The 23,337-nt window shown below is 52.4% G+C and carries 22 protein-coding genes; 13 read left to right on the forward strand and 9 right to left on the reverse strand.

Annotation, left to right across the window (positions count from 1 at the left end):
- Positions 1–41 precede the first annotated feature (41 nt).
- The 6 genes from hypB (at position 42) to LA337_18215 (ending at position 6,063) form a co-directional block, all read left to right on the forward strand.
- Positions 42–914, forward strand: coding sequence for a hydrogenase nickel incorporation protein HypB (hypB, locus tag LA337_18190; GenBank protein UBI15079.1), 873 nt, complete (start codon positions 42–44; stop codon positions 912–914).
- A complete protein-coding gene (hypC, locus tag LA337_18195) occupies positions 905–1,177 on the forward strand; it encodes a hydrogenase 3 maturation protein HypC (protein UBI18509.1) in 273 nt (90 codons plus the stop codon). The genes hypB and hypC overlap by 10 nt, the downstream gene beginning before the upstream one ends.
- Positions 1,177–2,298 carry a hydrogenase formation protein HypD gene (gene hypD / locus LA337_18200; GenBank protein UBI15080.1) on the forward strand — a complete coding sequence of 374 codons (1,122 nt, stop codon included), beginning with the start codon at positions 1,177–1,179 and terminating at the stop codon, positions 2,296–2,298. The genes hypC and hypD overlap by 1 nt, the downstream gene beginning before the upstream one ends.
- Positions 2,295–3,305: a hydrogenase maturation carbamoyl dehydratase HypE gene (hypE, locus tag LA337_18205; protein UBI15081.1), complete on the forward strand. Its 1,011-nt coding sequence runs from the start codon at positions 2,295–2,297 to the stop codon at positions 3,303–3,305. Before hypD ends, hypE begins: the two co-directional genes overlap by 4 nt.
- 206 nt (positions 3,306–3,511) lie before the next feature.
- Positions 3,512–5,590 (forward strand): formate hydrogenlyase transcriptional activator FlhA, encoded by a 2,079-nt coding sequence (gene flhA, locus LA337_18210; GenBank protein UBI15082.1) that lies wholly within the window; start codon positions 3,512–3,514, stop codon positions 5,588–5,590.
- Positions 5,591–5,634: 44 nt separating this feature from the next.
- Positions 5,635–6,063 carry a TOBE domain-containing protein gene (locus tag LA337_18215; GenBank protein ID UBI15083.1) on the forward strand — a complete coding sequence of 143 codons (429 nt, stop codon included), beginning with the start codon at positions 5,635–5,637 and terminating at the stop codon, positions 6,061–6,063.
- Positions 6,064–6,179: 116 nt separating this feature from the next.
- Here the strand turns inward: LA337_18215 and LA337_18220 are convergent, their stop codons facing one another.
- The 3 genes from LA337_18220 to dcuC form a co-directional block, all read right to left on the reverse strand.
- Positions 6,180–6,524, reverse strand: a complete 345-nt coding sequence (locus LA337_18220) for a nitrous oxide-stimulated promoter family protein (protein ID UBI15084.1) — start codon at positions 6,522–6,524, stop codon at positions 6,180–6,182.
- An 85-nt stretch (positions 6,525–6,609) separates the two neighbouring features.
- Entirely contained in the window at positions 6,610–8,304 is a 1,695-nt protein-coding gene (locus LA337_18225) for an NAD-dependent malic enzyme (GenBank protein UBI15085.1), read from the reverse strand.
- Between the two features lie 52 nt (positions 8,305–8,356).
- Complete coding sequence (gene dcuC, locus LA337_18230; GenBank protein UBI15086.1) at positions 8,357–9,724, reverse strand: C4-dicarboxylate transporter DcuC; 1,368 nt, start codon at positions 9,722–9,724, stop codon at positions 8,357–8,359.
- Between the two features lie 353 nt (positions 9,725–10,077).
- Between dcuC and LA337_18235 the strand changes: the two genes are divergently transcribed.
- Positions 10,078–10,971 carry a MurR/RpiR family transcriptional regulator gene (locus LA337_18235; GenBank protein UBI15087.1) on the forward strand — a complete coding sequence of 298 codons (894 nt, stop codon included), beginning with the start codon at positions 10,078–10,080 and terminating at the stop codon, positions 10,969–10,971.
- Between the two features lie 46 nt (positions 10,972–11,017).
- Here LA337_18235 and LA337_18240 read toward each other — a convergent pair whose 3' ends face one another.
- A complete protein-coding gene (locus tag LA337_18240) occupies positions 11,018–12,388 on the reverse strand; it encodes an adenylosuccinate lyase family protein (protein UBI15088.1) in 1,371 nt (456 codons plus the stop codon).
- Positions 12,389–12,795: 407 nt separating this feature from the next.
- Here LA337_18240 and LA337_18245 point away from each other — a divergent pair, with 407 nt between their 5' ends.
- From LA337_18245 to sitD, 6 genes are all read left to right on the forward strand, one after another.
- A complete protein-coding gene (locus tag LA337_18245) occupies positions 12,796–13,836 on the forward strand; it encodes a porin (GenBank protein ID UBI18510.1) in 1,041 nt (346 codons plus the stop codon).
- Positions 13,837–13,846: 10 nt separating this feature from the next.
- The gene (locus LA337_18250; protein ID UBI15089.1) at positions 13,847–14,620 is read left to right on the forward strand and encodes a hypothetical protein; all 774 of its coding nucleotides are present in this window, start codon (positions 13,847–13,849) and stop codon (positions 14,618–14,620) included.
- 182 nt (positions 14,621–14,802) lie between these two features.
- Positions 14,803–15,720 carry a metal ABC transporter substrate-binding protein gene (locus LA337_18255; protein ID UBI15090.1) on the forward strand — a complete coding sequence of 306 codons (918 nt, stop codon included), beginning with the start codon at positions 14,803–14,805 and terminating at the stop codon, positions 15,718–15,720.
- Positions 15,717–16,532, forward strand: coding sequence for an iron/manganese ABC transporter ATP-binding protein SitB (sitB, locus tag LA337_18260; protein ID UBI15091.1), 816 nt, complete (start codon positions 15,717–15,719; stop codon positions 16,530–16,532). The genes LA337_18255 and sitB overlap by 4 nt, the downstream gene beginning before the upstream one ends.
- Positions 16,533–16,534: 2 nt before the next feature.
- Positions 16,535–17,392, forward strand: a complete 858-nt coding sequence (sitC, locus tag LA337_18265; protein UBI15092.1) for an iron/manganese ABC transporter permease subunit SitC — start codon at positions 16,535–16,537, stop codon at positions 17,390–17,392.
- A complete protein-coding gene (sitD, locus tag LA337_18270) occupies positions 17,389–18,240 on the forward strand; it encodes an iron/manganese ABC transporter permease subunit SitD (GenBank protein ID UBI15093.1) in 852 nt (283 codons plus the stop codon). The genes sitC and sitD overlap by 4 nt, the downstream gene beginning before the upstream one ends.
- A gap of 6 nt (positions 18,241–18,246) precedes the next feature.
- Here the strand turns inward: sitD and LA337_18275 are convergent, their stop codons facing one another.
- From LA337_18275 to LA337_18295, 5 genes are read right to left on the reverse strand one after another with little or no spacing between them, the layout of a single operon-like run.
- Positions 18,247–18,606, reverse strand: a complete 360-nt coding sequence (locus LA337_18275) for a hypothetical protein (protein ID UBI15094.1) — start codon at positions 18,604–18,606, stop codon at positions 18,247–18,249.
- Complete coding sequence (locus LA337_18280) at positions 18,590–19,114, reverse strand: chemotaxis protein CheW (protein UBI15095.1); 525 nt, start codon at positions 19,112–19,114, stop codon at positions 18,590–18,592. Before LA337_18280 ends, LA337_18275 begins: the two co-directional genes overlap by 17 nt.
- An 11-nt stretch (positions 19,115–19,125) precedes the next feature.
- Positions 19,126–20,802, reverse strand: a complete 1,677-nt coding sequence (locus LA337_18285; protein UBI15096.1) for a diguanylate cyclase — start codon at positions 20,800–20,802, stop codon at positions 19,126–19,128.
- A 13-nt stretch (positions 20,803–20,815) separates the two neighbouring features.
- A complete protein-coding gene (locus LA337_18290; GenBank protein ID UBI15097.1) occupies positions 20,816–21,178 on the reverse strand; it encodes a response regulator in 363 nt (120 codons plus the stop codon).
- A gap of 22 nt (positions 21,179–21,200) precedes the next feature.
- On the reverse strand, positions 21,201–23,333 hold the full coding sequence (locus LA337_18295) for a response regulator (GenBank protein ID UBI15098.1): 2,133 nt from the start codon (positions 23,331–23,333) through the stop codon (positions 21,201–21,203).
- Between the last annotated feature and the right edge of the window lie 4 nt (positions 23,334–23,337).

Here is a 23,337-nt window from a genome sequence, read left to right on the forward strand (position 1 = left end):
CGGCAACAGATATACCGCAAGATAAAGATCAGGAGTGAGCGATGTGTACGACATGTGGTTGCGCTGAAGGCAACCTTTATATAGAGGGTGATGAGCATAATCCCCACTCGGCGTTTCGCAGCGCGCCATTTGCCCCGGCAGCTCGTCCGGCGCTGAACATAACCGGTGTGAAGACCTCCAGTTTCACGCCAAGCCAGACCGAAGAAGGCGATTTGCACTACGGTCACGGAGAAGCAGGCACCCACGCGCCAGGCATGAGCCAGCGTCGGATGCTGGAAGTGGAAATTGACGTGCTGGACAAAAACAACCGTCTGGCCGAGCGCAACCGCGCCCGCTTTGCTGCCCGTCAACATCTGGTGCTGAACCTTGTCTCAAGCCCTGGCTCCGGTAAAACCACGCTACTGACCGAAACGCTGATGAAGCTTAAAGACAGCGTGCCGTGCGCCGTGATTGAAGGCGACCAGCAGACGGTTAATGATGCCGCCCGTATTCGCGCCACAGGCACCCCAGCCATTCAGGTCAACACCGGTAAAGGCTGTCACCTCGACGCCCAAATGATTGCTGACGCCGCGCCGCGTTTGCCGCTTGAAGACAACGGCATTCTGTTCATTGAAAACGTCGGGAACCTGGTTTGCCCGGCCAGCTTCGACCTCGGCGAGCGTCATAAAGTGGCGGTGCTTTCCGTCACCGAAGGTGAAGACAAGCCGCTAAAATACCCACATATGTTTGCCGCCGCGTCGCTGATGCTGCTCAACAAAGTCGATCTGCTGCCGTACCTCAATTTTGACGTAGAGAAGTGCATCGCCAGCGCCCGGGAAGTGAACCCGGAAATTGAGATTATCCTGATTTCTGCCACCAGCGGCGAAGGCATGGATCAATGGCTCTCCTGGCTGGAGGCGCAGCGATGTGCATAGGTGTTCCGGGTCAAATCCGCACCATTGATGGCAACCAGGCTAAAGTCGACGTTTGCGGTATTCAGCGTGACGTCGACCTGACGCTGGTCGGAAGCTGCGATGAACATGGTCAACCTCGTCTGGGTCAGTGGGTACTGGTCCACGTCGGTTTTGCCATGAGCATCATTAATGAAGCTGAAGCGCGCGACACGCTCGACGCGCTGCAAAATATGTTTGACGTTGAGCCGGATGTCGGCGCATTGCTGTATGGCGAGGAAAAATAATGCGTTTTGTTGACGAATACCGCGCACCAGAACAGGTGATGCAGTTGATAGAGCACCTGTGTGAACGTGCCGCACTCCTCCCCTACACGGCTGAACGCCCGCTGCGCATCATGGAAGTTTGTGGTGGTCATACCCACGCTATCTTCAAGTTCGGTCTCGACCAGTTATTGCCTGAAAATGTCGAGTTTATTCATGGACCAGGCTGCCCGGTTTGCGTTCTGCCGATGGGCAGAATCGACAGCTGTGTTGAAATCGCCAGCCATCCAGAAGTGATTTTCTGCACCTTTGGCGATGCGATGCGCGTCCCGGGTAAACAAGGTTCTTTGCTACAAGCCAAAGCACGCGGCGCAGATATCCGCATCGTCTATTCACCGATGGATGCGCTGAAGCTGGCGCAGGAAAACCCAACGCGTAAGGTAGTGTTCTTTGGCCTGGGTTTTGAAACCACAATGCCAACCACCGCCATCACCCTGCAGCAGGCAAAACAGCGTAACGTGCAGAACTTTTACTTTTTCTGCCAGCACATCACGCTTATTCCTACGCTGCGCAGTCTGCTGGAGCAGCCGGACAACGGCATCGACGCCTTTTTAGCGCCAGGCCACGTCAGCATGGTGATTGGTACCGATGCCTATAACTTCATTGCGTCAGACTTCCATCGTCCGTTAGTGGTCGCCGGTTTCGAACCGCTCGATTTGCTGCAGGGCGTGGTGATGTTGATTGAACAGAAGATTGCCGAGCATAGTCAGGTCGAAAACCAGTACCGCCGCGTGGTGCCGGACGCCGGTAACGCGTTAGCGCAAAAGGCTATCGCCGACGTGTTCTGCGTCAATGGCGACAGTGAATGGCGCGGCCTGGGCGTAATTGAATCCTCTGGCGTTCACCTGACGCCAGACTATCAGCGTTTTGATGCCGAAGCGCATTTCCAGCCAGCGCCGCAGCAGGTGTATGACGATCCGCGCGCCCGTTGCGGAGAGGTATTGACCGGTCGATGCAAACCGCATCAGTGCCCGCTATTTGGCAAAACCTGTAACCCGGAGACCGCGTTTGGCGCCCTGATGGTCTCCTCAGAAGGCGCATGTGCCGCCTGGTATCAGTATCGTCAGCAGGAGTGTGAAGCATGAACAGCGTACAACTCGCCCACGGTAGCGGCGGTCAGGCTATGCAGCAGTTGATCAACAGTCTGTTTATGGAAGCTTTTGCTAATCCGTGGCTGGCAGAACAAGAGGATCAGGCACGTCTGGAACTGGCGCAGCTGGTGGCAGAAGGCGATCGTCTGGCATTTTCAACCGACAGCTATGTTATCGATCCGTTGTTCTTCCCGGGCGGCAATATCGGCAAGCTGGCTATTTGCGGTACGGCTAACGACGTAGCGGTCAGCGGCGCAATCCCGCGCTACCTCTCCTGTGGTTTTATCCTCGAAGAGGGTCTGCCGATGGAGACGCTGAAAACCGTCGTTAACAGCATGGCAGCAACCGCGCGCGAAGCGGGCATCGCCATCGTAACCGGCGATACTAAAGTCGTGCAGCGCGGCGCAGCAGACAAGCTGTTCATCAACACCGCCGGAATGGGGGCGATCCCCGCCAACATTCACTGGGGGGCACAGACCCTCAGCCCGGGCGATGTGCTGCTGGTCAGCGGTACGCTTGGCGATCACGGCGCAACTATCCTTAACCTGCGCGAACAGTTGGGTCTTGATGGTGAACTGGTCAGCGACTGCGCGGTATTAACGCCGCTTATCCAGACGCTACGTGATATTCCCGGCGTGAAGGCGCTGCGTGACGCGACCCGTGGCGGCGTGAATGCGGTAACGCATGAATTTGCCGCCTCATGCGGATTTGGTATTGAGCTGTCTGAAGCGGCCCTGCCCGTGAAGCCCGCGGTGCGCGGCGTTTGCGAACTGCTGGGTCTGGATGCGCTCAACTTTGCTAACGAGGGCAAGCTGGTGATTGCCGTTGAGCGCCAGGCGGCTGAAACGGCGCTTGCCGCGCTGCGCGCGCATCCGTTAGGGCGCGATGCCGCAATGATTGGTGAAGTGGTGGAACGTAAAGGTGTACGTCTTGCCGGACTCTACGGCGTGAAACGAACCCTCGATTTACCACACGCCGAGCCATTGCCTCGTATATGCTAACAGCCGGTTGGCAGCAAGCTGTAGGCCGGATAAGACGCATTTGCGTCGACATCCGGCATTAACGATGCATTTTCGCCCGATGGCGCTTTGCCGATCGGGCCTACGGTTCGTGTAGCCGGACCAATCCGGCAATAAATTACGACTTATACCTATAATTCATTTACCGTTTTCGCACCGTTCTGCGGTGCTTTTCCTGGAAAAGCAATATGTCGTATACACCGATGAGTGACCTTGGACAGCAAGGCCTGTTCGATATTACTCGTACATTATTACAGCAGCCCGATCTCCCGTCTCTCAGCGAGGCGCTTTCGCAGCTGGTCAAGCGTTCAGCGCTGGCCGACTGTGCGGCTATTGTCTTGTGGCAGGCACAAACGCAGCGTGCGCGTTATTTTGCGACGCGTGAAAATGGTAAACCCATCGATTATGAAGACGAAACGGTGCTGGCGCATGGCCCGGTACGCCGTATTTTGTCTCGCCCCGATGCGCTGCACTGCAACTATCATGAGTTTACGGAAACCTGGCCGCAACTGGCCTCAGGCGGGCTGTATTCTGAATTTGGCCACTACTGTCTGTTGCCGCTGGCGGCAGATGGGCGAATCTTTGGCGGCTGCGAATTCATCCGTAATGAAGATCGGCCGTGGAGTGAAAAAGAGTACAACCGGCTGCAGACCTTCACGCAAATAGTCGGCGTTGTTGCTGAACAAATTCAAAGCAGGGTCAGCAACAACGTCGATTACGATTTACTGTGCCGCGAGCGCGACAACTTTCGCATCCTGGTCGCCATCACCAATGCGGTGCTCTCGCGTCTCGACATTGATGAACTGGTTAGCGAAGTCGCCAAGGAGATCCATCACTACTTCGACATTGATGCTATCAGCATCGTGTTACGCAGCGATCGCAAGAATAAACTCAGCATTTATTCCACCCATTATCTGGATGAACATCATCCGGCGCACGAACAAAGTGAGGTGGACGAAGCAGGCACACTCTCTGAACGGGTCTTCAAAAGCAAAGAGATGCTGCTGATTAACCTGAGTGAACGCGATACCCTTGCTCCTTACGAACGGATGCTGTTCGAAACCTGGGGCAACCAGCTACAGACTCTGTGCCTGCTGCCGCTGATGTCCGGCAATACTATGCTCGGAGTACTGAAGCTGGCGCAGTGCGAAGAGAAAGTGTTCACCACCGCCAACCTAAAACTGCTGCGTCAAATCGCCGAACGCGTGGCGATCGCCGTAGATAACGCCCTCGCCTACCAGGAGATCCACCGCCTGAAGGAACGTCTGGTCGACGAAAACCTGGCGTTGACGGAACAACTCAACAACGTGGAGAGTGAGTTCGGCGAAATCATTGGCCGCAGCGAAGCGATGTACAGCGTACTCAAACAGGTCGAAATGGTGGCGCAAAGCGACAGCACCGTCCTGATTCTGGGTGAAACCGGAACGGGTAAGGAGCTAATCGCGCGAGCAATTCACAACCTGAGCGGACGCAACGCCCGCCGAATGGTGAAAATGAACTGCGCGGCAATGCCTGCCGGATTGCTGGAAAGCGATCTGTTTGGCCATGAGCGCGGCGCGTTTACCGGGGCCAGCACGCAGCGGATTGGGCGTTTCGAACTGGCGGACAAAAGTTCGTTGTTCCTCGACGAAGTTGGCGACATGCCGCTGGAACTTCAGCCGAAGCTGCTGCGCGTTCTGCAGGAGCAGGAGTTTGAACGTCTGGGCAGCAATAAGCTGATCCAGACCGACGTTCGCTTGATCGCCGCCACCAACCGCGATCTGAAAAAGATGGTCGCCGATCGCGAGTTTCGTAACGATCTCTACTATCGGCTGAACGTCTTCCCGATCCATCTGCCGCCGCTGCGTGAGCGCCCGGAAGATATTCCGCTACTGGTGAAAGCCTTCACCTTTAAAATTGCCCGCCGAATGGGGCGCAATATCGACAGTATTCCCGCCGAAGCTCTGCGTACGCTGAGCAATATGGAATGGCCGGGTAACGTGCGTGAACTGGAAAACGTGGTAGAGCGCGCCGTTCTGCTCACCCGAGGCAACGTGCTGCAACTGTCCCTGCCGGATGTTGTCGCGTTGGCGCCATCCACCCCACCAGTGGCGACCGAAGTCGCGCAGGACGGCGAAGATGAATATCAGCTGATAATGCGCGTGCTAAAAGAGACCAACGGCGTCGTTGCCGGTCCGAAAGGCGCGGCGCAAAGACTGGGGCTGAAACGCACAACGTTACTCTCACGCATGAAACGATTGGGGATTGATAAGGATGCACTGGTTTAGCCAGTGTGGTTATACTGGGTGATATCTCAACGAAAGGAGGCAGTATGGCGGTATCAGCACGTAATCAATTAACCGGTACGGTGAGCGCAGTCGCTACGGGCGCAGTGAATGATGAAGTTGAACTGACGCTGGCTGGCGGCGCAAAACTGGTCGCGATTGTAACCCATAGCAGCCAGCAGGCGTTGGGTCTGGCAAAAGGGAAAGAGGCGATTGCCCTGATTAAAGCGCCGTGGGTAACGCTGGCAACAGAAGACTGCGGCCTGAAGTTCTCTGCCCGTAACCAGTTTGCCGGTAGCGTTTCCCAGGTCACCGAAGGCGCAGTCAACGCCACGGTACATATCAAAACTGACGCAGGCTTTGAGATTGTTGCCGTCGTCACCAACGAAAGTCAGCAAGAGATGAAACTGAGCCAGGGAAGCCGCGTTGTTGCGCTGATCAAAGCCTCAGCCATTCTGATTGCCACCAAAGCGTAATCGCCATCGTCAACGCATGGCCAGTTTGCCCGATAGCGCTGTGCTTATCGGGCCTACGCGGCAGGAGCGCTTGCTCTCGTAGGCCAGATAAAGCATCGCCGCCATCCGGCATAGAATTACTTCTTCCGCTGGTATTTCTCTGGCAATTCCGGTACCGGACGTTTGTCATCAATCAGATGACGCACGGTCAGAATCGGATGACGCCAGAGCATTCTTGGTCCAGCCCAGCGCATAATTTGCTTCATCTCTTCGCGTTTAGCAGGTTGATAACAGTGCACAGGGCACTGTTTACAGGCCGGTTTTTCCTCACCAAATACGCACTTATCGAGGCGCTTTTGCGCATAGGCAAACAACGCATCGTAATGCCCCGGCTCGTCTGAAGCCTGCGGACACTGGCTTTCATACAGCGAGATCATTCTCTGGATCGTCATTTTTTCACGTGCAATACGTTTGCCGGACATGATGCCTCCACAATTAAGTTGCATAAATAATACACCTTAACAGTGAAGGCAACCATCACATGAGATCAATTCCCCACGAGAATGACTAAATTGCCCTGCGTTTATAAGGACGGTAGTGCGGTAGCCAAAAGTTATCGTTGATGCTCTGCAACAGCGCGTCGTCGCTCATCTTCTCTGCCACACCTGACTGCTGCGCCGTCTTGCCGACCTCGAAGGCAATGCGGCGCGTCACGTCACAGATTGTCCCAATCTCCGGCAACAGAGCGCCTTCCCCGTTATGCACCAGCGGAGAAGCATCGGCCAGCGCACGGCTTGCCGCCATCAACATGGCTTCTGTTATTCGCGCCGCGCCGCTGGCGATAGCCCCCAGACCGATGGCCGGGAAAACATAAACGTTATTGCACTGCGCAACCGGAATGGAACACCCATTAAATTCAACCGCATCGCAGGGACTGCCGGTCGCGATGATGGCCCGTCCCTCGGTCCAGCGAACAATATCTTCTGGCCGCGCTTCCATTCTCGAGGTGGGATTCGACAACGGCATAACAATCGGCCGATCGCAGTATTGGTACATCGTGCTAATCACCTCCTGCGAAAATAATCCGGCCTGGCCCGACACACCCAGCATCACCGAAGGTTTGGCATTGTGGATAACCTCCAGTAACGACGGTGTCTGCCCCTCATACAGCCAGTCAGATAAGGCCACAGGAGGCTGCGCCAGCGGTTGCTGGAAATCCGCTAATCCATGATTGGTGGTCATCACCAGACCGTCGCGATCCACCATAAAAATGGTCCGTCGGGCTTCGGCCTGGCTCATTCCTTCAGAGATGCGGCAGGCGATAATATGTCGGGCGATCCCACATCCGGCAGCACCCGCGCCCACAATCACAATCGATTGCTGACGGAAATCGCGGCCGCTGCCACGACAGGCAGCAACCACGGTCGCCAGAGCCACCGACGCCGTGCCCTGAATATCATCATTAAAACAGCACAGCTCATCGCGATAGCGGTCCAGTAACGGTACAGCGGTATGCTGGGCGAAATCTTCAAACTGCAGCAGAACGTTAGGCCAGCGCCGTTTTACGGCAGCAATAAACATACCAATGAATGCGAAGTAGTCTTCGCCAGTTATGCGCGGATGACGCCAGCCGATATAGCGCGGATCGTCCAGCAGTCGCGTATTGTTCGTACCGACATCCAGCAGAATGGGTAGCGTATTCGCCGGATTAACCCCGCCACAGACGGTATAGAGCGACAGTTTCCCGATAGGGATCCCCATACCGCCAACGCCCTGGTCACCTAGTCCCAGAATGCGCTCACCATCAGTGACGACGATGACCTTGATATCGTGTCGTGGAATATCATGCAAAATATCGTCAATACGATCGCGATCGGGCCAGGAAATAAAGACACCACGCGCCCGACGATATATCCAGGAGAATTTTTCGCAGGCAGCCCCGACTACTGGGGTATAAACGATTGGCAACATCTCGGGCAGGTGATTTTTCAACAGGTAATAAAATAAAGTTTCGTTGGTATCCTGGATATTACGCAGGTAAATATGTCGAGCGCTGTGGGATTCAGCCTCAAGATATTGTTGATACGCCCGCTCAGCTTGTTCATCAATATTCTCAATCGCGCAAGGCAGTAGCCCACTCAGGTTAAAGTCATGTCTTTCTTGCTGCGTGAAGCTACTTCCCTTGTTTAATAACGGAGACTCAAGCAGTAACTTCCCCGTAAACGGGACGTATAAAACATCGTTTGTCACGTTGCCATCCATAAATTACAACCAGATAAAAAAATAAGAGCCTGCATCAACAGGCTCTCGGGATTCAAATCAGGACATAGTTGGCAACCAGCATCGCCGCGATACCGGCCAGCGCTGGAAGCAGCGTTCTTCTGACAATCATAAACGGTGAGCATTCCCCTGCCTTGCTTACCGCAATAATGATGCCAGCCACCGGAGACATTGAACGCCCCATTCCCGCCATCAACTGCATTGGCAGGATCATATTGACAGCGTTTTCACCGAATTTTGCCGCAATCGAAGGTGCCAGGCCGGAGAAAGAGAAAAAGGCTGCAACGCCAGAGCCAGTCAGGACGGCGGTGACGCCCACCAGCGCGGTCATTACCAGCGTCATGCTGGTAAAACCCAGCCCTGCGTTTTGCACGGACTGCAACAGGTAGTCCACCGCACCAATTTTCTGCAGCCCCTGGGCATAAATATCCGCACATACCAGCAAGGAAACGATGCTGGTAAACATGCTGCCCATCCCTTTGAAAAAGACCTGTAATCCTTTGCAGCAGCTTTTGAAATCTCGGGTAGCCACCAGTTCGAAGAAAAACGCGACGACCGCGCCAAGGATCATTGCTGTGACCACGTCAATTTTGATGGATTTGATAACCAAAGGGCTAAAGACCAGCACCAGTACCACAGGCAGGACGGGCAACAGCGCATAAATGACGGGCACCTTACGGCCTTCTTCTTCCGCTTGTGCTACGCTTTGCGCTCCAGGAACAAAGCCATCTTTTTTGTCGAAATACTTCGCGCTGAAGTAAATCACCACCGCTACGGCCAGCATTACGACCACCGCCACTGGCATCTGGTAATGAGCAAAGTAGATAGCGCTTTCCATGCCAGCATGCTTGGCTGCCAGATTCGCCGTACCAACCGCGGGCCCTAAATCCATAAACGCGCACAGACCGATCATCGCGGCCGCGGAGGCTTTACTGACTCCCAGGCGTACCAGGACCGGGAAGAATGTTACCAGCAGCAACATTGCCAGACCTGCCGCACTTGAAATTGCCACGTGCAGAAGCTGTGCGCAGATATACCCTAACGCAAGGATCAGGTATGGCGCTTTAATCACCTGCAGCGGTCGAATGCACATATTCACCATCGCGTTCGACGCTTTAATGTGATCCATATAGCTGGCAAATCCACCCGCCGCCATGATGATAAGACCAATACCCGCGATTTGTGTGGTAAGCGATTCTTTTGCAAAACTAAAGATATCCAGCCAGGTTGACCCCGTGGATTTTGCTTTATCATAAAGAATGCTGTTTTCAGGATAAAACAGTACGGTAATGGTCAATAATGCCAGTCCAGCGAGTAATAGAACAGTTTGCGGCTGATAGTTTTTCACAATTAACCATGCAGCAATAACTGTTATCACTATTGCTATAATAAACGCCGTCATAATAACAATTCCTATGCCATACAAATCGGGTAGGGTTATCTGTCATATCATCATAGCTTATGTAGGATAGTAAAAAATCACACCTATATATAAGCAGCTATAATATGCACGTAAATTTAACGTATTACATACTCAAATATTGAGATTTAATTGTAATGGGTTGTGTGGTTGTAAAATACGGGAAAGGTGTTTTCCCACCACTTTTTGTGAGTAAGATCGCAACTCATCTGAATGCGGTCGCATCCCTTAGAAAAGGCTGGATGCGGGTTTCCAACATATTCATTCTATGATTGACGTCGAAAGCGTATTACCCTATAACAACGTTGATATACAGCAGCCATCGGGTGTTATCTATGTACAAAAAAAACACGTTAAGTCTGGATGAGTATAACTCACTTACTCTTAATATGGGTGATCTGACTGAATCTGAGTGCCGACTTAATGAGTACATTAATAAACACTTCAATGAACTCCCCTATCATGGCATTGTTGATCTCTCGCAAAATGCGATGGTAAGCAAGGCCACCATTGGCCGATTTTTAAATAAAATTGGGTTTACGGGTTATGCTGCTTTTCGCAAAGCATTAGACATTACGCTATCAAAAAATAAAATATCCGCACCCTTTGAGAAAAACATCAAACTACGTAACAACCCCAGCATTACCACTGAAAGTATCGTTACCGATTTCACCCACAAAGTATCAGAATTATTTAATCAATTTAAAAATAATATCGATATTGAAAGCCTTAATGCGTTTATCGATCTGGTATTGAACAATCAACGTCATATTTATGTCGTCGGCCCTTCATCATCTCATGCAATGGCAACGCACTTTTGTACACTGCTAAAGTACTTTCGCAGTGACATCACCCTGTTACCGACGGACATCAGCGAACTCCCCAAATGCCTCCTCAATATTGAGGAGGAGGATGTCTTGATTGTGTTCTCCTACTACCGATTTAACCGGGTAGCGCTCAATATTGCAAAGTGGTTCAGAAAAAAGAATGCCGTCGTGGTCCTGGTTACCAACTCAGAGGCGAATCCTTACGGTAAGTTCTGCGATCTGCAGTTCGTTCTTCCCAGCGACGTACAATCCATTTTTCAAAGCCGTATTCTTGGCTTCTTTTTTATCGAACTTATATTGCATCTGGCGTATGAGAAAGGTGAGAGCGAGGGGAATTTTGCCCAACTGGAGGAGTTGTTCGTCTTTTTCGAAACATTTTCAGCATCAGCCCACAATACTTAGACCCACCAGCAGCCAGGAGTGTTCTCACTCCTGGCAACAGGATGCATCAGGCTATCTCTGGGGTTTTCACGCGATCGAACCCAGCTATAGTTTCAGCGATTAGCGCGTCGTTCGCTCCGATATATGACAGCGGCTCGCAGGCGTCGGCAATTTCCTCTACAGATAATGATGCGCGGATTTCCGGGCTAGCCTGGACAATCTCCATGAAACTCTGCTCACCGTTTGCATGCTTCAGCAGGTCTTTAACTAAGTTATAGGCAGACTCTCTGCCAATTTTGGCGGCAAGCCTCATCGTCAGCGATTCCGACATAATAAAGTGCTTCGAACAGTCAAAATTGGCGCGCATCTTCTCTTCATTAATAATGAGATGCGCAATCAGATTCTTTGCGCGTGTCAGGCTGGTCGATAAAGCATTAGAGGCCTCCGGGAGGATTGTCCAGTTTAATACCCTCATTGAGGCAGCCCGTACGTCCTGTTGATCCAGCATTGCTGGGGCGCCAGACGCATACATCCATCCCATCCTTGCCAGCGTTTGCATCATGTTACTGGCACGCGGATTAACTTTGTGCGGCATCGTGCTCGACCCTCCGCCGCCCTCACCCTCAAGCACTTCAGCAATCGGCGTGCGTCCCATTGTTTCGACATCGTTGGCCAGACGACACAGCGTGCCGTGAACAAGGGCAAAAAACTGCACGACTTCAACAACCGCATCCTGGCTGGCATTATTAATGCCGCAGGGCACGTTCAGACCCAGCGCTCGCATCAGCCGTTCACGCGTTTCCATTCCCTGCTCGCCCACCGAGGCCAGATTACCTACCGCGCCGCCAAAGAGCCCGGTGACCGCGCGCGGGTACAGCTGCTGGAGTCTTATCAGATGGCGGTTAACCTCCGCCAGATAACTGCAAACATGTAGCCCCCATGTTGTCGCAGAGGCATCCACCGAATTGGTGCGCGCAACCATCACCGTCCTGGTATGACGTATTGCCATCGCTTTCATCGCTTCGCCAACATCAAGTAATTGCTCGCGCAGCAGGTGCAGCGTTTGTTGTAGTCTCATCGCCACGCCAGAGTCCAGCAGGTCCTGAGTGGTACATCCCCAGTGCAGAAACTGGCTGACCAACGGTGTGCCGCAAGCAGAGATCTGATCGATCAACGGTTTTATCGCCATACCAACCGTCTGCGTTTCCTGCGCCAGGGCCGGCCAATCTATCTGTATATCCCTGCACGTTTTTTCAATTTCGACGGCGGCTTGCTCAGGGATAATCCCCAGCTCGCCTTGCACGCGAGCGACAGTCGCCTCAAACCGCAACCAACACCGCAGCAGATTGTCGTCAGACCATATTTCCCGCATCCGCCCCTGGGTGAACAATGAAGAATAAAGATCAGAATCAAATACCGTTGTTTGCTTACCGAACATACAGCGCCTCTCCGGCCAATGAATGCGTCAAAATCGAAAATGTGATTAATCAAGTTTGCGGGATCTGTTTTCCAAATTATAGGGGAAAATAGTATTCCCACCCCAAAAATGGCCATGAGAATGCAATATTCCCATTTTCATTTTTCTCACCAAGTAGAAGTGCGATGTACTTCACAGTAATTTGTGAATTACATTTTAAACAACTGCAATATTTCCAAAAAAATGCTTATTAAATATAAGAACCATTAATACAATAGTGAAATCGGAGATATTTATGCGTGAATAATCACATTTCATCACGAGAAAAAATGATTCCCATACCGCTGACATTCCATTTCCACAAACAATTACCTCGCTGTGAAATTCATTTTTATGGTCAGGAAATTTATGCTTGTTTGAGGGATGACATGAAGCTAAAAAATTATTCACTAATATTACTTATGGGTATGAGTTCCTCGGCGTTCGCCTTAAACGTCTATAATAAGGATGGCAATACTCTGGATATCTATGGCCGCGTTGAGGGCAAAATAGCAAGTGGCCAGAATTCATTTGCCGGCAGTGAAAGCCGAAGCGATCTGGGTGGCCGTGTAGGTATTTATCTCACCCGAGATCTGGATATTCTGCCTGAGACTAAAATCGTGGGTCGTTTGGAATGGCAGGTGCGTACCGAAAAAAATGATAACAATACCGGTGAAAGCGATATGGAGGCCCGCTATTCCTATGTCGGTCTGTCAAATAAAACATGGGGTGAACTGATCACCGGGAGAACCAAAAACCCGTTGTATCAGGTAATGAAAATGACCGATAAATATAAAAACTTCACTCCCAATATCTATAGCTATGGTATTACAACTATAGATGATTCGTACCAGTTCAACCGCCAGGACGGCACCGTTCAGTGGAACGCCAAATTTGCCGGTAACGAAATTCAACTGGCATGGGTCTCCGGTAATGGCAACAGCGACAACGAAGCCCTGGATTACGGCGCGATGGCCAGCTATCGCAAGTCTTTCAAATTTGGTGATTTTAGAATTACACCAGCACTCGCGGCCAGTCGTTACAAACGACAGGATGGCGTAGTGACCACCGATGGGCGTAATCAAAACGATCAAATTATGGGAGGGTTACAACTCGGTTATAAAGCCTATGAGGTCGCGGTAACCGCATTACGGACTTCTATTTCCCGTGATAACAATAGTGATAATAATTATAAAGGAATGGATTCGCTCATTTCCTACAACTTTGGCACCGTCAAGGTACTCACCGGGTATAGTTTTTTAAATGAAGACGGTAAAGATATTGCTGAAAAAGAAGACTGGCGTTCTGAGGCGCAATTAACATTGGCTGAGGATACGTGGTTATCATTTACTTACGATAAAGAATTCGCCAGTAAGAACAAAAAAACCAATGATGATGCGCTTATCGTTGGGCTCCGTTACGATTTCTAAGAGATAACCGATGAAAAAGATAACTTTGCTTGTCACAGCAACGGCTCTGGCACTGAGTAGTATCTGCGCTCACGCTGATACATTATTAGCGCCTTCCGCACATGCGAAAATGGATGGCGAGAATAAAATCGTCGCGCTGTATGGCAACTCGTTCACGTTCTATAACAACAATATCAATACCCGATTACGGGATTTGACACAGTCTTTATTGCCTGACCATGCAAAAGGGTATAAGTATCGCGGGATCACGATTTCCAGCGGCCATTTAGGCTGGCAAATTGAGAATATGCGCTACCAGAACACGCTACAGAAATGGGATGTAGTGGTATTACAGGGGAACTCCACAGAAACGATTTCAAAGAAAGAAAGTACCCGACAAAACTTCGTTGATTCTGCAACCCAAATGGCCAACATGGCACATCAAGCGGGTGCAAAAGTCGTCTATTTCATGACCTGGCCGAAAAAAGACAAACCCGAAGATAGCCAAAAACTGGCGGACGCTTATATCTCTATTGCGCAGAAAACGGGAGGATATGTCGCTCCGGTTGGCCTGGCTTTTGAGAAAGCGCGCAAAACCCATCCGGAGATAAATCTGTATTATCATGATGGTGTACATCCTTCAATTTCTGGAACGTATCTCGCCGCATGCGTATTCTTTGCCACCCTGTATAACCAGTCTCCGGTCGGTGGCGCGCTTCCCGTTGATACGGACATGACCCCTGCTACCGCCAAAGCGTTACAACAGATTGCATGGGACACCGTCACTGAGTTCCAGAAGTCGTAATCATCAGGTAATTCATCACCGACACGCCGGCAATTCTGTCGGCGTGAAACGCATTATCCCCCGCCAATTCCTTAGCTCCCTACGCAAATAAGAATTATTTTCATTTATTTATACCTTGTGCTATATAACATAGCAAAGGCTATATTCGTTGATAAATTAACCACTTTGTTGTGAGGGATACTATGCCGCATCTGCCCCATCTGAAATCATTTCTCCTTGCCAGCGCGTTAACGGCGCTGACGCTGTCACCCGCCTGGGCGAAAGAAAAGTTTAAAGTGATAACCACCTTTACGGTGATTGCCGATATGGCCAGCAACGTAGCGGGTGACGCGGCGGACGTCAGCTCCATCACCAAACCCGGAGCAGAAATTCACGAATATCAACCCACGCCGGGAGATATAAAACGGGCGCAAGGCGCGCAGCTTATTCTCTCCAACGGCCTTAACCTCGAACTATGGTTTGCCCGCTTCTACCAAAATTTGTCCGGCGTACCGGAAGTGATGGTCTCAAACGGCGTGCAGCCAATGGGTATCAGCGAAGGGCCGTACAACGGTAAACCAAACCCGCATGCCTGGATGTCAGCGGAGAACGCGCTTATCTACGTGGATAACATTCGCGATGCGCTGATGAAATACGATCCAGACAATGCCGCCACCTACCAGAAAAATGCGCAGAATTATAAAGCAAAAATCCAGCAGACCCTGGCGCCATTGCATGCAGAACTGGCAAAGCTCCCTGCTGATAAACGCTGGCTGGTCACCAGCGAAGGCGCATTCTCTTACCTCGCGCGTGATAACAACCTTCAGGAGCTGTATCTGTGGCCAATCAATGCCGATCAGCAAGGCACGCCCAAACAGGTACGCAAGGTGATCGATGCGATCAGAGCGCATCATATCCCAACGGTATTTAGCGAAAGCACCGTGTCCGACAAACCAGCACGTCAGGTTGCCCGTGAGTCTGGCGCACATTACGGCGGCGTGCTGTATGTCGATTCGCTCAGCGCTGCCGACGGCCCGGTTCCGACCTATCTGGATTTACTGCGCGTAACCACACAAACCATTGTCAACGGCATCAATAAGGGCCTGGAGAGACAACCATGAGTCACTCTGCGATTACCGTAAATCAGGTTACGGTGACGTATCGCAACGGTCACACCGCATTGCGGGACGCCACTTTTCAGATACCGGGCGGCTCAATTGCCGCTCTGGTCGGCGTAAACGGTTCGGGAAAATCAACGCTTTTTAAAGCGCTGATGGGTTTTGTCCGCCTGGCGCACGGGGAAATATCGATTCTGCAACAGCCGGTTAATAAGGCGCTCAAACAGAATCTGATTGCCTATGTCCCTCAGTCAGAAGAGGTGGACTGGTCATTTCCGGTACTGGTGGAAGATGTCGTGATGATGGGACGCTTTGGCCATATGGGGTGGCTGCGTCGGCCAAAACAGATTGACCACGCCTGCGTGGATGCGGCGCTGGCGCGGGTGGATATGCTGGACTATCGCCATCGCCAGATAGGTGAATTATCCGGAGGGCAGAAAAAACGCGTTTTTCTGGCAAGAGCCATCGCGCAGGACGGGCAGGTTATTTTACTGGATGAACCCTTCACCGGCGTGGATGTGAAAACCGAGGCCCGGATCATCGACCTGCTGCGTGAACTGCGTGATGAGGGGCGGACCATGCTGGTCTCTACCCATAATCTGGGATCCGTCACCGAGTTTTGTGATTACACGGTGATGATTAAAGGCACGGTGCTGGCAAGTGGACCAACCGAAATCACCTTTACTCACGAGAATCTCGAGCTGGCATTCAGCGGCGTACTGCGTCACGTTGCGCTGAGCGGCGGTGAACAACACGTGATTACCGATGATGAACGCCCGTTTATTTCGCGACGCGCGACAAGCGAGGGTAAATAATCATGAACTGGCTGACGGAGCCGTTTGGCTACCAGTACATGCTCAACGCCATGTGGGTCTCGGCGATGGTCGGCGGCCTGTGCGCGTTTCTCTCCTGCTATCTGATGCTCAAAGGCTGGTCGCTGATTGGCGATGCGCTGTCGCACTCTATCGTTCCGGGCGTTGCCGGAGCTTATATGTTAGGGCTTCCCTTCGCGCTTGGCGCATTTCTTTCCGGCGGACTGGCGGCGGGCAGCATGCTGTTTCTCAATCAACGTTCACGCCTGAAGGAAGATGCCATTATCGGACTGATTTTTTCGTCCTTTTTCGGTATCGGGCTATTTATGGTGTCGCTCAATCCGATGTCGGTGAACATTCAGACCATTATTCTCGGCAACGTGCTGGCGATTGCGCCGGAAGATATTCTGCAACTGGCCATCATCGGCGTTATCTCGCTGACTATCCTGTTTTTGAAGTGGAAAGATCTGATGGTGGTCTTTTTTGATGAAAACCACGCGCGGTCTATCGGTCTGAACCCGGGCCGGTTGAAGCTGTTATTTTTTACGCTGCTCTCCGTTTCCACCGTCGCCGCACTGCAAACCGTCGGCGCATTTCTGGTGATTTGCCTGGTGGTGACGCCCGGAGCAACGGCCTGGCTGCTGACCGATCGTTTTCCTCGCCTGCTCACCATCGCCGTCGCTATCGGCAGCCTGACCAGCTTTTTCGGCGCCTGGCTGAGCTACTGGCTGGACGGCGCAACCGGCGGAATTATTGTCGTTCTGCAAACGCTGCTGTTCCTGCTGGCATTTGTCTTCGCGCCAAAACACGGTCTGCTGGCGAATCGCCGCCGAGCCCGTCTGGTGAACAAGGAGCAAGTATGATCTTAACAATGCTGCTGGAACCTTTTCAGTTCAGCTTTATGGTCAATGCGCTGGTCATCTCCACTATTGTCGCCGTCCCCTGCGCGCTGCTGTCGGTATTTTTAGTACTCAAAGGCTGGGCGCTAATGGGCGATGCCATGAGCCACGCGGTTTTCCCGGGAATTGTGCTGGCATGGATTGCAGGTATCCCGCTGGCAATTGGCGCGTTTATCGCCGGGCTATTCTGTGCGGTGGCGACGGGCTATCTCGACGATAACAGCCGTATCAAACGCGATACTCTGATGGGGATTGTCTTTTCGGGCATGTTTGGTGCGGGACTGGTGTTGTACGTCTCTATCCAGTCAGAAGTCCATCTCGATCATATACTGTTCGGCGACATGCTGGGCGTATCGTTAAGCGATATCATGCAAACCGCGGTTATCACGCTGGGAATAGCGCTTATCATCGGACTTAAATGGAAAGATCTGCTGCTGCATGCGTTCGACCCGCATCAGGCAAAAGCCAGCGGGCTTAACACCGCACTTCTGCATTACGGCCTGTTATGCATGATAGCCCTGACGATTGTCGCCACGCTAAAATCAGTCGGGATTATTTTGTCGATCTCCTTACTGATTGCGCCTGGCGCCATTGCGATTTTAATGACGCGAAAGTTTTCTCACGCCTTGTGGCTGGCGGTGGTTATGTCGGTTATTACCTCGTTTATGGGCGTGTACCTGTCATTTTTCATCGACAGTGCTCCGGCCCCTACCATCGTCGTACTATTTTCCCTGCTGTTTGTGATTACCTTTATTTATTCCACCCTGCGCGACCGCCGTTTAGAACGGCGACGCCTGCATGATGTGCTATAGGGCTAATCAGCGCCAGCTTAACAGCGGGCTGAACGCCTCTCGCCCCACCAAAGCGCGCAGCGCAGGCAGATGGCAACTGCGCGCCAGAAGCGGCGGAACGGCAAAAATGGTGTCGCTGGAGAGCATCACGTTCTCCAGCTGTCCCCAAAAGTACCAGCCGGTATCAACGCCGCTGTCAGGAACGCATAAATGCAAGTGTCTGCCCTCCTGCGGCTCATCGGCAATACCCAGCCAGTGACTAAAGCGCGGGATTTCCGGTACAACATGCGTCACCAGCGCGCAGCGTCCAACCTGGCTGGCCGGAATATAAAAATTCTGCGAACCCAGCGTGACGCGCACCGCTGCAAGGTTAGTGAGAGCCGTCATAGCCACGGGTCTCCTGATAACGATCAAACACCAGATTCAGGTCGAGCAGCGTGAACCAGGTTTCCGTCACGTTAACCACACCCACTGCGATCGTTTGCAGCGCCGAAGGCAGCGAGTCTCCCGGCAAATGAATCTGGCTTTCAACAACGTCCAGCACATCAATCAGTTTGTCTATCAGGATCCCGCTTTGCATTTTTTCGGCACAACCAATCAGGATGGTGCGTTTACCTGCCAGATTGACGGCAGGGGTGTCGATCAGGCTGTCCAGCCTCATCACCGACTCGACTCGCCCGCGGTAATTAATGACCCCTTCAAGCATTGGCGGGCAACAGGGAACCCAGGAGATCGGGCGCTCTGCGAGGATCTCTTTGATCTGCGCGCCGTAAAAAGCAAAATTCTTACCCGCCAGTTGAAATAACACCAGCGTACGCTGCGGCTCATCAACGTTTTCACATTCCGGCTTTTCGCCATGATTCAGCGCGAGAATGTGCTCCAGCTGTTGGCTCATGTTTTCTCCTTTTACTCAGCAACGCAGAAGGTGTTGCGGCCATTTTGCTTCGCGGCGTATAGCGCCTGATCGGCACGTTCGCGCAGCGTTTCGATCCGATCGCCAAACTGCCACTGCGCAATACCCGCGCTGAAGGTGCTGTGAAAGCTGACATCATTGACGGAAAACGTGACCTGTTCGTAATCTCTACGTAATCGTTCGACCACCCGCGCCGCCTTGTCACTGCTGGTGTTAGGCATGATGATGACAAATTCTTCACCACCGTAACGCCCCACGATATCGGTGCTGCGTAAGCGATGCGAAAACAGCTGCGAAATACCGACAATCACCTGATCGCCGACCGCATGACCGTAGGTATCGTTAACGCTTTTGAAGCGATCCAGGTCCACCATCACCATGCAAAACGGGTTGCCACTGTAGTTCGACTCGGCAATCGCGCTTTTAAGAAAATGGGTGGTCGTCGAGTGGTTATATAACCCGCTCAGGCTGTCCTGCGACATGCGGGCACGCAGGACGCGCATTCTTTCCGCGCGGATCGATACGGCTCGAATCAACTCCTCTGGATCGGCCTGTTTGAGAATAAAATCCTCCGCGCCAATACTCATCGCTCCCAACTGCGCATGCTTGTTGGTCTCGCTGGAGAGATAAGCGATAGGCAGGCCAATATGTTGCGGTATTTGGCGAATCAGTTTTGTCAGTTCCTCGCCGCTGAACTCCGGCATGTGGTAATCCATCAACACCAGATCGATCGGTTGCGCATTCAGCACGTGCAGTAAATAGTGAGGTTTTTCCAATACATGTACTTCCATTCCCGCCATGCGCAGCATTTCGGCGTTGTACTCCGCCACCGCCGGCTCGTCATCGATCATCAGCACCTGATAAGGTTTTCTCAGCGACGGTTGAGTCAGGCGGTGAAGTTCCTGTACTAAATCGGTAATCGAAGCCGGTTTTACGTAGTAACCATCACAGCCGGATTTAATGGCGTTGATGCGGGCGTTAAAATCGCTATGACACGAGAGAAACAACACCGGGAAAGGTTTACCCACTTTGCGCTTCAGATCCGACATCGCCAGCGGTCCACCGTAGGCGTTGTCCGGAAAGCTGACGTCCATAATTACCACGGCAGGCGGTTGCAACAATACGGCCTGACTAAAATCCTGCGTGCTTGCGAACACATGGCAGGTAAAACCAAAGCAGCGCAGTTGAGTAGCGAGCAGTTCAACCTGGTCGAGGTCATCATCACACAGGTAGATAGGCTTGCTGGCCCGCCGAACATATCCCTCTTCCGGGCGTTGCGCGGCGATCGGTAAAGTGAAATCCGTATCGCTGATGCGATGCTCAAGATTGAGCTGCTCCTGAGTCAGGGTGTACAACCAGCGAATGATTCGCCGCAGCTCATCGTAATGCAGCGTGCCAGCCTCCGTTTCTGGCTCCGTCAGTAAACGCTCACCTTCTGCTGAAGCATTCGCCAGCGGGCTAAAACCAAATGATCCCGCCGAACCGTGGATACTGTGCAGCAGAATATACAGCTGTTTACGACAGGCTTCGCTGGGCTCTGCGACCAGTTGAACGAGTAATCTTTCCGCTTGCGCCAGCATGTCGGGGATTCGACGTAAAAACCCCTGGCGCAAACGCGCTATTTTTTCCTGCGCAGCCGCCATCGCTATGTGTTTATTTTCTTGTTTCATCACACGCCCAGGCTTATTTCGTAACCGCAGGTGGCTGCAGTAGCGCGTTCACCGCAGCCCCCAGATTTTCCGCAAGGTTTTCATCTTTTTTAACCCAACGGTCGTACGCAACGTCGCTGGCCGTCACTTCATTGGCACTCAGTAAAATAAAAGGTTTGGACCAGTGCTGAGCGCGTAACAACGCCAGTAAATCCAGTCCGCTAATCTCTGGCATATGCAGATCGCTAATAACCAGGTCGATATTGTTGTCCGAGTCCAGGCTTGCTAAGGCGGAAATCGCGCTTTCCACAATCACCACATCGTAGCCATCCATTTGCAAAAAAATAGACGCCAGTTCGGCCGCAAAAAGATCATCATCAACTAATAAAATTCGCATCTTCTCTCTCGATTTTGCGCCATCAGCACAAAAGCATTTTTAATGTTTTTATCAAACTGTCCTGCTCGAAATCGCCTTTGGCGATGTAGGCATCCGCCCCCACCTGAATCCCTCGCCGCCGGTCCTCTTCCTTTGCGCGGGACGTCACGATGATGATTGGCGTGTGCTGATAATTTTTCTCTCCTCGCAAGGATTTGGTGAAGGTGAAACCATCCATAAACGGCATCTCGACATCCGTCAGTACGGCATCAAACTGGGTCAGTTTCGCTTTTTGCAGTCCAGACAATCCGTCTTCTGCCAGCGTGACCTGATAACCGTGCGCTTCCAGCACATTCTTTTCTATCTCGCGGGTATTGAGGGAGTCGTCAACCACCAGCACGTGCCAGGCATCCGGCGTAACGTTTGCCGCCGGTGCGGGTGCCGTGGTTTGTCGCGATTGCTGCGCCATCGCCATCAGCGCGGGGACTTGCAGAATGCTGACTAATTGGTTTTCCGGCGTTTGTACCATCCCGGAAACCAGCGACTGCTGCTGCATATGCTTCGGTAACGGTTTGATCATCATCTTGCGTTCATCGAGCAGCTTATCCACCCGCAGCGCCATTTTGCTAAACTGGTTTTGCACCACGATTAACCGCTGCCCAGCCGGTGGAGAACTTCCCTGACGCTCATTAATACCCAGCAAGGCGCCTGTGCAGACCACCGGGATAAACTCGTTATGCAAAATAATGGCGGGTCGCCCGGCAATATCGCTAATTCCCTGCGCCGTGCACTCCACCACCTCGACCACATACTGCGCGGCCAGTCCGAACAGGTGTCCCTGCTCTTCAAATTGCAGAATGCGCATCATCGTTAGCGAAACAGGCAGACGCAGACTAAAGCTGGTTCCGACGCCCGCACGGCTATAAACCTGTAAATCTCCTTGCAGATCGGTCACCACCGTTTTGCGCACCACATCAAGGCCCACGCCGCGGCCGGAAAGCTCGGAGACTATCTTGCTGGTAGAAAAACCAGGATGAAAAATCAGCTCATTACACTCCTGCTCGGAGAGCTGCCCGGCCATGGAAGCAGGAACCAGACCTTTACTAACCGCCTTCGCGCTGATGGCCTCATAGTTCAGACCGCGACCGTCATCTTCGATACGCAGTAGTATCCCACTGCCGTCCTGTTGGGTAGTGATGGTAATGGTGCCACGCGTGGATTTACCGAGCGCCAGACGTTCATCGATCTCGCCAATCCCGTGATCGACGGCGTTACGCAGTAAATGCGTCAGCGACTCCGATAAGCGGTCAATCAGCTGACGATCGATTTCCACTTCTCCGCCGACAAAGCGGCATACCACCTGCTTATTCAGCGTGGAAGCCAGCTCACTGACCTGCAGCGAAATCGGTTCAAACAACGTTGAAAGCGGCAGCATGCGGATCCGTGCCGCCACGTCGTACAGTTCAAACATTTGCAAATGCTGGAGCTGGACGCTCTCTTTCAACTGCGCGCTGAAATCGTGGATCTGCTGGCGAAGCTGTTCGGCGCTCAGGCCTGGCAGTCGCGGGACCAGTTGACTCAGATTTTGGATCTGTTGCTCAAGGCGGTCATGCCCGGCGAGAACTTCCCCCAGGATGTCGATCAGGCCATCGAGCTTATTCAGCTTTACCCGCACGAAATCGGCCTGCTTAATGCCGGAATCCATGCTGGCTGCCGCTGCAGGCGTTGGGGTGCCTGCTTTTTCCGTTGTCCCTGCACCTTCGACCGCCAGTGTGACAGCCTCTCCCCGGCTGGCGCGGGCAAGGCGTTCGCACAGCCCGGCGTCCGCCGGTGGCAACTGATTATCCCCTTCGCTGACAAAAAGCTGCGTCAACTGGCCGGAGAGATACTCCACGGACTCATGAATCAGATTGCCCAGCGCCCTGTCCGGCGTCAGTTTGTTATCACGCAGCTCACTCAATACATCCTCAAGATGATGAGTGACATCGGCGATACTTTGCAGTTTCAGCATCCGCGCGCCCCCTTTCAGGGTATGCGCGGCGCGAAACATCTCGCCTATCCAGGCTTCCGTATGCTCATCAGCGGAGAGGAGAAACGCCCCTTCGCTGATCGTCTGCAAATGACCTCTCCCTTCATCAATAAAGCGCAGAACGAATTTTTTTAGACAGATAGCCATAATC

Origin of the sequence: Citrobacter europaeus (assembly GCA_020099315.1) — a bacterium.
Lineage (GTDB): Bacteria > Pseudomonadota > Gammaproteobacteria > Enterobacterales > Enterobacteriaceae > Citrobacter > Citrobacter europaeus.